The following is a 12,903-nucleotide window of genomic DNA, read 5'->3' as shown; positions in this document are numbered from 1 at the left end:
CACGACGTGCACACATCCCGCAAGACGCAGCCAGCGAAACAGCGAGCGAAGAAGTCGACTACCCCACGGCCCCGCCGCACAGGTTAAAGATCAAGATAGGGGATGTTGGGGAAGTCGGAGCCGAGCAGGATGCGGTCGCCGAGCCCGGCCAGCCGGGGCAGGGCCCGGCGGGGGAACGGCATGAACGCTTCGGTGAAGTCGGTGAACGCCATCGTCGTGTCCAGCCGCACCTCCCCGTAGCGCTCGGCGAGGCCGAGGAACTCCAGGGGCGACGCCGAAACCGATGACGGCGTGCGAGGTGCGCTCGGTGTCGCAACCGCACTCCCCTCCGGACCCGGCACGTGCCGGTTGCCGGACCCGGAGCCGAACCGCCGGGGCGTCACCGAGCCCTTCCCGGCTCATCCGGGACCTTCTCGGCGAACCGGACGTTGTGGCGAGTGGTTGTAGTTGAAGTTTGCGAACGTGGAAGCGCCCGCGGAGTTCTGACAGCGGGCGTTTCGTCGTTTCGGGGTTTTCTTCGACGGCTGGCGACCAACAGCCCGGGACCGCATGATCGCGCGCATTCCGAACTACTCGCCGTCTCGAAGGAGACATCACATGGCTCAAGGAACCGTGAAGTGGTTCAACGCGGAGAAGGGTTTCGGCTCCATCGCCCCTGATGAGGACGGTGCCGACATCTTCGTCCACCACGCGGCGATCGACACCGACGGCACCACCAGATCGCCGCCTCCAAGCGCGTCAACAACCTGCTCGGCCGCGTGCACGCCGACCTGCTGATCGGCCTCAGCTACGGCTGGTGGATCGCCAAGCACAACCGGCACCACTCCCACCCCAACCACGTCGACCGCGATCCCGACATCGCCGACGGCGCGATCGCCTTCACCCGGGACCACGCCCGCGTCCGTCGCGGACCGTACGCATGGCTGGCCCGGCACCAGGCCTGGCTGTTCTTCCCGATGCTGCTCCTGGAAGGACTCGCCCTGCACGTCGCCGGCATACGGGCCCTGCTCGACCGCACCGGCGCCACGACCTCGCGGGCGACCAAACTGGCCGAGGCGGGACTGTTGACGGCGCATCTCGGCGGCTACCTCGCCGCTCTGTTCCTGGTCCTGTCCCCCGTCCAGGCCGTGTGCTTCCTTCTCGTGCACCAGGGGCTGTTCGGGCTCTACATGGGGTGCTCGTTCGCCCCGAACCACAAGGGCATGCCCATCTTCGCCAACGATGACAAGATCGATTTTCTGCGCCGGCAGGTACTGACCTCACGCAACATCCGTGGCCAACGGTTCATCGACTTCGCACTCGGCGGGCTCAACTACCAGATCGAACACCACCTGTTCCCCTCCATGCCGCGGCCCAGCCTGCGCCATTCCCAGGAACTCGTGCGCGCGTACTGTGCCCGGCACGGCATCGCGTACTACGAGACCGGGCTCTTCAACTCCTACGCCGAGGTACTGCGGCACCTCCACGCGGTCGGCGGCCCGCTGCGCCCAGAGCTGGAGTACTGATCACTTCGTCGTCCGTGCCCTTCATCTCTGGGCCGACTGCGGCTTCTCGCGCGGTTCCCGCCACACCGGATGGATCAGGTCACGTCGGCTGGAGTGGTGTATTGACGGCCACTCCTTTCGTCCCAGCTGCGTCCTGACACCGCCTCCGGGCGGCCAGGGAACACCGGGCTGTCAGCGATCACGCCGCCGCGGAGGTGGTTTCGAACCCACTCACGTCGGGTCAGACCTTGAACTCCCGGATCACCGTGTTCCGGAACACCGCCTGCCCGTCGATCGTGAACAGCGCCAGTCCCGTGTCGGACGGGTCGGGGAAGGCCTCGGTCGAGTGCACGTAGCGGCCGTCGCCTACGAACATCTCGACGGACGTGCGGTCGACGAGGATCCGCAGGCGGACCGTCCGGGCGGACAGGTCGAAGGGCGTCCGGCTCTCCTGCCGGCGGCCGGACGTGTCGGGGCTGACGGTGTAACCGCGGTTGACGAAGGCGTAGTCGCTGTAGATCCCCGCGTCGATGTGCCGCCCACCGTCCGACGACCGCCGCAGCTGAAGCCCAGCGCCGACCAGTTGGTCCCAGGTGATGTCACAGGTCAGCTCGTACGCGGTACCCGTGTAGTCGAGCAGTCGCGTGCCGTCGACCGTGATGTCGCCGAGGTTCACCGTGCGTGCCACATGGTCGTCCAGGGCCGCCGCCGGCTGGGACGCCAGGTAGTACGTACCGGACGAAGCGATCTTCAGCCGCACCTCGCGGACGATCGAGTCGGTGCCGTTGAAGCCGTCGCACCGGATCGTGGGCGTGGTGTTCGCGTAGTCCCAGTTGTTCATCCATCCGATCGCGTACCGTGCGGCCGGGTCCAGGGCCCCGTTCGCGTCACGTTTCTCGAAGGTGACCGCCGCGTACCAGTCCCAGCCGTGGTCCAGCCACTGGGGATCGGCCCCGTCCGCGGTGAAGGTCGTGCCGTCGAAGGAACCCGTCCAGTAGGCGAACGTGTTCGGCAGCCCGGAGCCCGTGCCGTTGGCACTGACGCCCAGTACCCACTTCCAGGTCCCGTCCTCCGCCTTGATGCGGAACAGGTCGGGGCACTCCAGGACGCCGATGCCGCCCTTGATGAAGCCGCCGACGTACGTCCACGCCTTGAGGTCGGCGGAGTGGTAGAAGCCGACTTTGTCGTTCTCGGCGAGCGCCATCACCCACCGCCCGCGCTCCTCGTCGCGGATCACCTTGGGGTCGCGGAAGTCCCGTACGCCGGGGTTGGGGAGGACCGGGGCGGTGCCGTGGTTCGTGAAGGTGCGGCCGCCGTCCGTCGAGTAGTACAGGTACTGGGCCTGGGTGACGTCGTCGGGCGCCATGGTGGCGAGGACGATCACCGCGCCCGCGCCGAAGCCCGCCGTGTCGTCCGTGTCGACCACCGCCGAGCCGGACCAGACATCCCCGTTGGGGGTCGTGTCCTTCGGCACGGCGATGCCCCGGTCGGTGAAGGAGACGAGGTCGGTGCTGGTGGCCAGGCGCCAGGTGGTGCCGGCCGCCGTGCCGCCCGTCGAGTAGTCGGGGTTGTAGAGGTAGTAGTAGTGGTACTCGCCGTCGATCCAGATCGGGCGCTGCGGGTCGTTCATCCACTGGTCGGGGACCGTGAAGTGGTACTCGGCGCGGTAGCTGCCCGTGCACGCGGCCGCCGCCTCGCGGGGCACCGCCACCGCCGGTCTCACGAGGTCCGGCAGCAGAACACCGGCGGCGCCGACGGCCGAGGCCGTCAGCAGCGACCGCCTGGACAGGGTCTCCCCCGGGCCGAGCGAACTCCTCTTCATGCCACGCATCGTGCGGCTCCCTTCCCCGACGTCGTTGTCGGGACACGGCTCATGTGGCCGGAACCGTACACCTAACTCGTTAAAGGTCAAGCCTTCGCGCGTCGTCCGTTCACGTAACTTCGCACCCGCCCACATCCCTTGACAGAGCCGCAACGGGTTCTCATCATCGTGAAATCACCCTTCGGCTAACACGAGTTAGGCTCGCCGATGACCGACTCGCTCCTCTCCCGACGGGCCCTGATGCGCTACGGCGCGTACGGCGCCGGAGCCGCCGCTCTCGCCGGTGTCGCGGCCGGCTGGGACCGCCTCACCGGCGCCGACATCCCCGGCCGGGACGACGGCTCGCTCGTCATCGCCACCCTGGGCTCCGCCTTCAACCCCGAGGCGCAGCGCGCCCTGCGCGACGGATTCCGCGAGGTCCACCCCGACATCAGGATCCGCATCAACCCCGTACAGGCCTACGACTGGTCGGACTTCTTCTCCAAGATCCTCACCCAGATCGCCGCGGGCACGGCACCCGACCTCGTGTACGTCGCCACCGAGGGCGTGCAGCTCTTCGCCCAGCGGCTCGGCGTACCGCTGGACAGGTGGGCGAAGCGGGACGCGGCCGAACTGCGCGAGTACTTCGCCGACGTCCACCCCTCGCTGGTCGAGTCGATGATGTACGAGGGGAGCCTCTACCAGCTGCCGGTCGAGTTCAACGCGGCCGACATGTACCTCAACAACCGGGTCCTCGAACGCGCGGGTGCCGACCTCCCCGACGACGACTGGACCCACGACGACTTCACCACGCTGCTGCGAGCGATGAAACGCAGCAACGGCGACCGGTTCACCCCGTACTTCTGGACCAACCGGCTGTGGGGCGGAGTGGTCCCCTGGCTCTTCGCCAACGACACCAACCTCCTCACCGAGTCCAAGGCCCCCGGCGGCGACTGGCTCTGGAACTCCTTCTATCCCGAGGCACAGCGGCGCGGCCGGGGCGGCGGCTACCGGTGGACGACACCCCTGGCCGACTCCGACCGCGTCGCGGAGGTCTACGACTACCTCTCCTCCCTCATTCAGGAGGACCTGTGCACCCGGCCGGAGGGCGGCGACGGCCGCAACCTCGTCGGCGTCTTCTCCACCGGCCGCGTCGGTGTCACGCCCGCGGGCGGCTTCTGGGCGGGCGGCCTGCATCAGGCGGGCATGAAACCGGCCGACTACGACGTGCGGTACTTCCCGCGCCGGCGTACCCGGCGTCACCAGTTCGGCGCCGCCGGGTACGCGATGCTGCGCACGTCGAAGATGCGGGACGAGGCCTGGGAGTTCATCAAGTACACCGCCCGCAAGGACGTGATGACCCAGCTCTTCGCGGCCAACCAGACCACTCCGGCCCGCCGCTCCATGGTCGACGAGGCCCGCTACCGGGAGACCGGCCCGGCCCACTGGCAGGTCTTCTACGACACCCTCGACAAGATCCCCACCACCGGCCCGATCCCGGCCCCGCCGCAGGTCAACGAGGTCGAGCAGCTGCTGATCAAGCACACGGGAACCGCCCTTGCGAGCCCCGGCGCGGTGCGCCCCGCGCTGCGCCGGCTGCAGGGGGACCTGGAGAAGGCCATGGAGCGTGAAGTGTGACGAACACCGAGATCAGGCCCGTAGGGCCGGAGTCCGCCCGCACCCGCAAGAGCCGCGGGAACCGCAGGACCGGTCAGACCCGTAAGGCATCCGAGTCCACGGCCGCCACCACCATCCGCACCCGGGGCACCCGCCTCCTCGCCGTACTGTTCCTCGCGCCCACCGTCGTCGGCATCGTCGTCTTCACGGTCGTACCGATCGTCGGCTCGGTCGTCCTCAGCCTCTTCCAGTGGGACGTGATCGAGGACCCGCGCTGGGCCGGAGCGGCCAACTACCGAGAAATCCTTACCGATTCGACGGTCCTCGTCTCCTTCCGCAACACGCTCGTCTTCATGGTGCTCGCGGTCGCACTCCAGTTGCTGATCGCGCTCGTGCTGGCGATCACGGTGAACGGCCGGATGCCCAAGTGGCTGCGGTCCGTGTTCCGTTCGGCGTTCTTCTTCCCGCTGGTGCTGTCCGCCGCGTCCATCTCGGTGGTGATGAAGTACCTGTTCAACCAGGACTTCGGCCCCGTGAACTGGCTCCTCGGCACCGTCGGTATCCCCTCGGTCCCGTGGCTGACCTCGGAGAACGGGGCGATGGCGGCCGTGGTCCTGGCGTACGTCTGGCAGCAGTTCGGCTTCTCGTTCCTGCTGTTCGTCGGCGGCCTGAACAACATCCCGAAGGAGGTGCACGAGGCGGCTTCGCTGGACGGCGCGAGCGGGGTACGCAAACACCTCGCCATCACCCTGCCGCTGCTGTCGCCCACGCTGCTGGTGGCGTCCGTGGTCGGCATCATCAACGCCCTCCAGGTCTTCGAGCAGCCGTACGTTCTCACGGCCGGTGGTCCTGGCGACTCCACACGCACGGTCGTGATGGTCATCTACGAGACGGCCTTCGAGCAGCTCCGCTTCGGCGAGGCGTCCGCCGTGGGCGTCCTGCTCTTCGTCCTGATCATGGCTGTCACCGCTCTCCAGTTCCGGCTCAGCCGGCGTTACGTCCACTACCAGTGAGCCGGGTGAGTCAGATGAGTACGAGTTCCCTCTCGGGTTCGGTATCGGATTCGGTATCGGGTTCGATGCCGGGTCCCCGCACGAGCCCCACCGCGTCACGCGTACGGCACGGCCTGGCGCCCTGGGGCCGGATCGCAGGCCTGGCGCTGTGCGCCCTGTTGACGCTCGGCCCGGTCATCTGGACGGTGTCGACGTCCCTGCGCACGCCGGCGGAGTCCTTCGACCTGCCGCCGAAGATCATCCCCACGGACCCCACCGTCGACGCCTACCGCGGGGTCTTCGACCAGATCGACGTCTGGCTGTACGCACTGAACTCCACCCTGGTGACCGCGCTGATCGCGGCCGGCCAGATGATCACCGCGGGCCTGGCGGGCTATGCCTTCGCCCGCCTCGAATTCCGCTTCAAGAAGCCGCTGTTCGCGCTGGTCCTGGCCACGATGATGGTGCCGTTGCAGGTCACGATGGTCCCGGTCTTCCTGGAACTGAAGACGATGGGTCTGACCGACACCCTGCTCGGCCTCATCGTCCCGGCCTTCCCGACGGCCTTCGGCACCTTCCTGATGCGCCAGTACTTCCTGGGCATGCCGAAGGACCTGGGCGAGGCGGCGATGATCGACGGCGCGGGTCCGTGGCGCGTCTTCCGGTCGGTGTACGCCCCCTTGGCGGCGCCCGGTCTCGCCATCGTCGGCGTGCTGGCCTTCAACTACCACTGGAACGAGTTCTTCCGGCCGCTGATCCTCGAAACCTCCACCGAGAACCTCACGCTGCCCCTGGGCCTGGTCTCCCTCCAGGGCAACCTCGGCACCGGCTCGATCTCCGTCGTCCTCGCCGGAGTCGTCCTCTCCATGCTCCCCGCCGTCGTCGTGTTCGTCGTCGGCCAGCGCCCTCTGCGCGAGGGCATCACATCCGCAGGAGTCAATCGTTGAGTTCCGTGAGCCGGTCGACCGACGACAACAGCCCGCGTTTCAGGGTCCGCCCGTCGGCCAACTGGATGAACGACCCGAATGGCCCGTTCCGCTGGGGCGATCGATACCACCTCTTCTACCAGCACAACCCCGACGCCCCCGTGCACACGAACGTTCACTGGGGCCACGCCTCCAGCCCCGACCTCGCCCACTGGGACGACCACGGGATCGCCCTGCGCCCCACGCCCGACGGCCCGGACGAGGCGGGCTGCTGGTCCGGCTGCGTGGTGGACGACGGTGGTGTACCGACAGCGGTGTACTCCGGGATCGACCACGACCACCAGGGCCTGAGCGCGATCTGTCTCGCCGTGACCGAGGACGACGGCCTCAAGAAGTGGAAGCAACTCCCGGTGCCGGTGGTCGCCGGCCCACCACCCGGCCTGGACGTGACGATGTTCCGGGACCCTTTCGTCTTCCGCTTCGCCGGACGCCGCTGGGCGCTGGTGGGCGCCGGCCACGCCGACGGCACCCCGTCCGTCCTGGTGTACGACTGTGAGGACCTGTACGACTGGCGGTTCGCCGGGGTCCTGCTGGACGGCCGGGACCCGGCGGCGGCCCGCGCCTTCGGTACGCGGGCGATCGGCTGGGAGTGCCCGCAGTTGTGGGCGACCCCCGGGGGCGACTGGGTGCTGGCGGTGGCCCTGTGGGACGGCGACCCGCTGAGCACCGCGTACGTCACGGGCCGTCTGGTGGAGCAGGCGGACGGTGGACCGAGGTTCGCGGCCGGTACGGGCGGCGGCCCCCTCGACCTCGGCCGTGACTTCTACGCCCCCTCCGTCCTCCAGGACACGGAGTCCGGCCGCGCCCTGCTCTGGGGCTGGTCCTGGGAGTCCCGCCCTCGCGAGGAGGTGGACCGCGCGGGCTGGTCCGGCGTCCTCACGGCACCCCGGGTGATGGACACCCACGAGGACGGCACGCTACGGGTCGTACCGGCTCCGGAGCTCGAACTACTGCGAGCGGCCGTCCCGTTCACGGCCGCACCAGGACCGCACCGGCCACTCCCCCTCGCGTACGACCTGCTGGTGACTGCCCGTTCAGCGGCGACCGTGAGTCTGCTGCGGGCCACGTCCGGGGCCGAACTGACCGTGCGACTCGATCCGGCGTCCGGCACGGTGACCCTGGACCGCACGGCCTGGCCACGCTCCCGCCCGGACGGCACGGCCCCCCTGGTCCTGCCGACCCCGCCGGGCGAGACCCTCACCGTACGGATCCTCGTGGACGGCTCCCTGCTGGAACTGTTCGCGGGTGACCGGGCGACGGCCACGGAACGGGTGTACCGACGCGGCGACGACGTCGCGGAGCTGGCTGTGTCGGGGACGGCCGTCGAGGTCACGGGCTGGGAGCTGGTCCCACCGAGCCCCGCATGACGACCCGGCACTCCAGCCGCCGGGTCGTGACGGGCGGCGCGGTCCCGCTGTCGATGGCGTCCAGGAGCAGGCGGGCGGCCGTCTCTCCCATCGCGCGGTGGGGCAGAGCGACCGTGGTGAGGGGCGGGCTGAGGAAAGCCGCCATGTGTTCCTGGTCGTCATAGCCGACGACGGACAGCTCGGCGGGCACGTCGAGGCCCAGGCGCGCGGCGGCGTGGAGGACGCCCGCGGCGACCCGGTCGTTGTAACAGACGATCCCCGTGGGCCGCCGGTCGGAGGGAACACCGTCCAGCAGCCGCAGCGCTCCCTCGTACCCGGCGGAGATCTCCCCTCCCGTCCGCAGGAGCCAGTCCTTCTCGGCGGTCAGCCCCACCGCCCGCAGCGCGTCACGGAAGCCGCGCAGCCGTTCCGCGGTCGCGATGTCGTCCAGGCCACCCACCAGGGCGACACGGCGGTGGCCCGCGTCGAGGAGGACGCGCGCGGCGCTGCGGCCACCGGCCCGCTCGGCGGGGATGACGGCGGGGAGGGAGCCGTCCTCGGGGAGGCAGTTGGCGAGCACGGCGAACGTGCGGTGCAGCCCTTCCGGGACTCGGGCGCGGCGCAGCGACAGCGCGGCGTAGATGATCCCGTCGACCCTCCGGTCGAGCAGTTCGGCGACGGCCGCGTCCTCGGTGACCGGGTCCTGCCCGGAGTCGACGGTGAGCACCAGATGCTCACTGTTCCACGCCGTGTCCATGGCCCCGCGCAGCAGCCGCCCGGCGAACGGCGAGGTGGCGATCTCGTCCGTGACCAGACCGATCACGGCGGTACGACGCCGGCGCAGGCCACGGGCGACCGCGTTCGGCCGGTAGCCGAGCTGTACGGCTGCCTTGCGGATCTTCTCCTGCGTCTCGGCGGAGAGGTTGCCCTGGGCACGCCCGTTGAAGACGAAGGACACGGCCGTGTGCGACACCCCGGCAAGCCGGGCGACATCCCGCGAGGTCGCCCGCTCAGCCCCGCCACCTCGCGTCTTCTCGACCCCGCCCATGCCTCGTCCCCGCCGACTTTGCCTGATCAGGCAAAGCCTACCCGCGGGAGATGTTGCGGAGCCCGCCGCAGACCGAATGGGACACCCATCTGCGCAGGTCGGAGCGATTCGAACTAAGGCCGACGGAAACGGACTTGGACTCACGAGCAGCGGATTCAGCCCCGTGGCTCGAAGTCCTGAATCCGCACGCCCGCTGAGACGTTTCCGCAGGTAACGGACCTGCATGGTGGGGCGGGTGGGAGTCCGTACACCACTTCTCAGGACGCAACCGCCAGGTCTCCCCAGGAGACGGCCTGCGGGTCCTTGAGGTGATCAGTCATCGTGCCCCGTCCTCTCCATCGATTCGCTTCAGATGCTCCGCGTACGCCTGCTCTGCCGACGACGCGCTGCCCCCATTCCTTGCCGAGGAGCCGTTCAGGCGCTCGGCCACATGCTCCGCGAGAAGGGCGACCCGAGTTCCGTCAGCTACCGAAGGGCGAACCCTGGTGGCCTGTGAGGTCGTCGCGCAAGCACAGGAAGCGGGCGGGTGGCGGTACTGACCCTGGATGACTGCTCATCGGCAGGGAACTCCGCAACCAGGTCGGGCCGTACGGGGGCGTCAGGACTCCCGCCCGGAACAGGCGAAGACCGAGCTGTTGGCGCGGCTGGAGGAGAGGGACGCGGAGCTGGAGGCTGCCCGGGCGGCCAACCGCGAGCCGACCCGGGCCCGAACCAGAAGGAAGCCGCGCACCGCTAGGGGCTGGCCGGCCCGGTCGTCCAGCTTCCAGTCGACGTAGCCCTTGGCTGCGGAAGGCGCGCTCCGGCGGAGCGCCTCCCGCTTCGACCACCACCCCGAGGAGACCGATGCGACCGCGGTCGATCTTGCGCAGCCCGAGCGACAGCAAATACTTGGCTAGCCACATGTTTGCTGTTACGTTGATTATGTGTCCAGCCACCTAAATGGGTGGCGACATGAGAGGAGCCATCATGAAAGCCATCCTGTTCGACCGTTTCGGCGACACTGAAGTGCTGCACGAGGCGGACATCGATGTCCCGCAGCCCGGCCCCGGGCAGATTCGCGTCCGCGTCAAGGCGGCCGGGCTGAACGCGCTGGACGGCAAGATCCGCTCTGGGGCACTGGAGGCCGCGTTCCCCACGCCGCTCCCCTCCGTCCCCGGTCACGAGCTCGCCGGCGTGGTGGACGCCCTCGGCGAGGGCGTGCAGGACGTGCAGGTCGGCGATGAGGTGCTGGGCTGGTCGGACACCGGCTCGTACGCCCAGTACGCGCTGGCCACCACCGTGGCCGCCAAGCCCGCCGGCCTCGACTGGCAGCACGCGGTCGCGCTGCCGGTGGCCGCCGAGACGGCCGAGCGGGTCCTGGACCTGCTCGGCGTCACCGCCGGGGAGACCGTGCTGATGCACGGCGCGGCCGGAGCGGTCGGCACCCTGGCGGTCCAGCTCGCCACGGCCCGCGGAGCACGCGTCATCGCCACCGCCGGCCCCGCCAACCAGGACTACCTCACCTCGCTCGGCGCCACCGCGACCCTCTACGGCGAGGGCCTGGTCGAACGGGTCCGGACGCTCGCCCCCGACGGCGTGGACGCGGTGTTCGACCTGGCCGGCAAGGGAGCCCTCGAGGACTCCATCACCCTGCGCGGCGGCACCGAGCGCATCGTCACCATCGCCGACTTCCGCGCGCACCAGCTCGGCATCACCTTCTCCAGCGGTGGCCAGGAACGCTCGGCCGCCCGCCTGGCCGCGCTGGCGCAGGACGCCGCGACCGGCAAGCTCGTCACCACCGTCACCGCCTACCCGCTCGATCAGGCCGCCACGGCCCAGCAGATCAGCGACGCCGGGCATGTCCGGGGCAAGCTCGTCCTCACCCTCGACTGATCACGCCCGCCATTCCCTCTTGTTCCGATCACCACCTGGCCATCACCGCACCGAAGGACCACTCATGCTGAACGCCCTCTGGACGCCGACCACCGTCGGCGACATCTCCCTCCCGCACCGCCTGGTCATGGCCCCCATGACCCGTGACCGCTCCACGCCTGAAGGCATACCGACCGAGCTCAACGCCGAGTACTACGCCCAGCGGGCCTCGCACGCGCTCATCATCACCGAGGGGACCCAGCCCTCCACCGATGGCCAGGGCTACCTCCTCACCCCCGGCATCCACAATGACGATCAGATCGCCGGGTGGCGCAAGGTCACCGACGCCGTGCACGCGGCCGGCGGCCGGATCGTCATCCAGCTGATGCACACCGGACGCATCTCCCACCCTGACAACACCCCTCACGGCCGTCAGCCGGTCGCCCCATCGGCGATCCAGCCGCAGGGCGCGATGTTCACCGCGTCCGGGCCCCAGGAGATGCCGGCGCCCCGTGCGCTGTCGACGCAGGAGGTCGTGGCGACCGTCGACGACTTCCGCCGCGCCGCAGCGGCCGCCGTCGCGGCAGGCGCCGACGGCGTGGAGATCCACGGCGCCAACGGCTACCTCGTGCACCAGTTCCTCGCCGACAACACCAACCAGCGCACCGACCGCTACGGCGGCTCCATCGACAACCGCATCCGCTTCGCCGTCGAGGTCGCCGCTGCCGTGGCCGACGAGATCGGCGCCGACCGCACCGGCCTGCGCATCTCCCCCGGCAACCCCTACAACGACATCGCCGAGTCCGACACCGCCGAGCTGTATCCGGCGCTCCTGCGCGCCCTCAGCCCGCTCGGCCTCGCCTACCTCCACATCCTCCACGCGGGCGACGAGGAGCTGCTGGGCACCCTGCGCGCGCTGTGGCCGACCACGCTGATCCTCAACCGGGCCGGCACCGACCTGCCCACCCGCGCCAAGGACGTCGACAACGGCACGGCCGACCTTGTCTCCGTCGGTGCCCTCGCGCTCGCCAACCCGGACCTGGTCGAGCGGCTACGCTCTGACGCGCCGCTGAACACCCCCGACCCGGCGACCTTCTACGGCGGCGGAGTGGCCGGCTACACCGACTACCCCACCCACACCGTCTGAGGAACCGATGCCCGCCCCCACACACCGCACCCCCTCCACGGCCGGCGAGGGGCCGATGAGCTACGCGATCTTCCAGCTCGCCCGCGCTCACCGCGCCCGCGCCGCCGCCATGCTCCGCGAGATGGACCTGCATCCCGGACAGGAACTGCTGCTGATGCAACTTCTCGACCGGGACGGCCAGACCCAGTCCGAACTGCTCGAAAGCGTCGGCCTGGACCACTCCACCGTCTCCAAGTCCCTGCGCCGCATGCAGGACGCCGGCCTGCTCGTGCGCGAGCCGGCCGAACACGACCGGCGCGTCATGGTCGTCCACCTCACCGACAGGGGCCGTGCCTTGCGCGAGCCCATCGCTGCCATGTGGCGGGCCCTGGAGGAGACCTCCGCGCGGGACCTGTCGGCGCAGCAGGCAGAGTCCTTCGTCCGTATCGCCTACGCCATCACCGACGCGATCAACAGCCGTGACGTTGCGGCGGGAGAGTCCGAGTAACTCCCCTCGGCCTGCACCCCGGTTCCGGCCTGGGGGGCGAATCGTTTCCGGCGCTCCCGCGAAGGCGACAGTGCCGCAGCGCACTCGACCCATGAAGGCCCATGCTGAACGGAGCCAGGCTCCCCGACTGTCGGAAGAAGACCC

The 12,903-nt window shown here is 69.6% G+C and carries 10 protein-coding genes and 2 pseudogenes; 9 read left to right on the top strand and 3 right to left on the bottom strand.

Going from position 1 to position 12,903, the window contains the following annotated elements:
• Positions 1–95: 95 nt before the first annotated feature.
• Positions 96–263 (bottom strand): annotated as a pseudogene (locus tag ACFYWX_RS09635) (amidohydrolase); the annotation flags it as partial.
• A gap of 334 nt (positions 264–597) precedes the next feature.
• On the opposite strand from ACFYWX_RS09635, the pseudogene ACFYWX_RS09630 reads away from it, so the two are divergent.
• Both ACFYWX_RS09630 and ACFYWX_RS09625 read left to right on the top strand, forming a co-directional pair.
• Positions 598–711 (top strand): annotated as a pseudogene (locus ACFYWX_RS09630) (cold-shock protein); the annotation flags it as partial.
• Between the two features lie 47 nt (positions 712–758).
• The gene (locus tag ACFYWX_RS09625) at positions 759–1,505 is read left to right on the top strand and encodes a fatty acid desaturase family protein (protein ID WP_389423405.1); all 747 of its coding nucleotides are present in this window, start codon (positions 759–761) and stop codon (positions 1,503–1,505) included.
• A 220-nt stretch (positions 1,506–1,725) separates the two neighbouring features.
• On the opposite strand, the gene ACFYWX_RS09620 is transcribed toward ACFYWX_RS09625, so the two are convergent.
• Positions 1,726–3,306 carry a glycoside hydrolase family 32 protein gene (locus ACFYWX_RS09620; protein WP_389423404.1) on the bottom strand — a complete coding sequence of 527 codons (1,581 nt, stop codon included), beginning with the start codon at positions 3,304–3,306 and terminating at the stop codon, positions 1,726–1,728.
• Between the two features lie 207 nt (positions 3,307–3,513).
• On the opposite strand from ACFYWX_RS09620, the gene ACFYWX_RS09615 reads away from it, so the two are divergent.
• From ACFYWX_RS09615 to ACFYWX_RS09600, 4 genes are all read left to right on the top strand, one after another.
• On the top strand, positions 3,514–4,923 hold the full coding sequence (locus ACFYWX_RS09615; RefSeq protein ID WP_389423403.1) for an ABC transporter substrate-binding protein: 1,410 nt from the start codon (positions 3,514–3,516) through the stop codon (positions 4,921–4,923).
• Complete coding sequence (locus ACFYWX_RS09610) at positions 4,920–5,915, top strand: carbohydrate ABC transporter permease (protein WP_389423402.1); 996 nt, start codon at positions 4,920–4,922, stop codon at positions 5,913–5,915. Before ACFYWX_RS09615 ends, ACFYWX_RS09610 begins: the two co-directional genes overlap by 4 nt.
• A gap of 65 nt (positions 5,916–5,980) precedes the next feature.
• A complete protein-coding gene (locus ACFYWX_RS09605) occupies positions 5,981–6,841 on the top strand; it encodes a carbohydrate ABC transporter permease (protein WP_389423401.1) in 861 nt (286 codons plus the stop codon).
• Between the two features lie 5 nt (positions 6,842–6,846).
• Positions 6,847–8,247 carry a glycoside hydrolase family 32 protein gene (locus ACFYWX_RS09600; RefSeq protein ID WP_389423424.1) on the top strand — a complete coding sequence of 467 codons (1,401 nt, stop codon included), beginning with the start codon at positions 6,847–6,849 and terminating at the stop codon, positions 8,245–8,247.
• Here the strand turns inward: ACFYWX_RS09600 and ACFYWX_RS09595 are convergent.
• Entirely contained in the window at positions 8,210–9,274 is a 1,065-nt protein-coding gene (locus tag ACFYWX_RS09595) for a LacI family DNA-binding transcriptional regulator (RefSeq protein WP_389423400.1), read from the bottom strand. The genes ACFYWX_RS09600 and ACFYWX_RS09595 overlap by 38 nt on opposite strands.
• Positions 9,275–10,240: 966 nt before the next feature.
• On the opposite strand from ACFYWX_RS09595, the gene ACFYWX_RS09590 reads away from it, so the two are divergent.
• From ACFYWX_RS09590 to ACFYWX_RS09580, 3 genes are all read left to right on the top strand, one after another.
• Positions 10,241–11,146, top strand: a complete 906-nt coding sequence (locus tag ACFYWX_RS09590; RefSeq protein ID WP_389423399.1) for an NADP-dependent oxidoreductase — start codon at positions 10,241–10,243, stop codon at positions 11,144–11,146.
• A gap of 64 nt (positions 11,147–11,210) precedes the next feature.
• A complete protein-coding gene (locus ACFYWX_RS09585; RefSeq protein ID WP_389423398.1) occupies positions 11,211–12,272 on the top strand; it encodes an alkene reductase in 1,062 nt (353 codons plus the stop codon).
• Positions 12,273–12,279: 7 nt separating this feature from the next.
• Positions 12,280–12,759 carry a MarR family winged helix-turn-helix transcriptional regulator gene (locus ACFYWX_RS09580; protein ID WP_389423397.1) on the top strand — a complete coding sequence of 160 codons (480 nt, stop codon included), beginning with the start codon at positions 12,280–12,282 and terminating at the stop codon, positions 12,757–12,759.
• Positions 12,760–12,903 lie beyond the last annotated feature (144 nt).

Origin of the sequence: Streptomyces sp. NPDC002888, from assembly GCF_042888465.1 — a bacterium.
Taxonomy (GTDB): Bacteria; Actinomycetota; Actinomycetes; order Streptomycetales; family Streptomycetaceae; genus Streptomyces.
The sequence above is the reverse complement of the archived record's forward strand: the minus strand, read 5'-3'. Positions and strand labels throughout refer to the sequence as shown.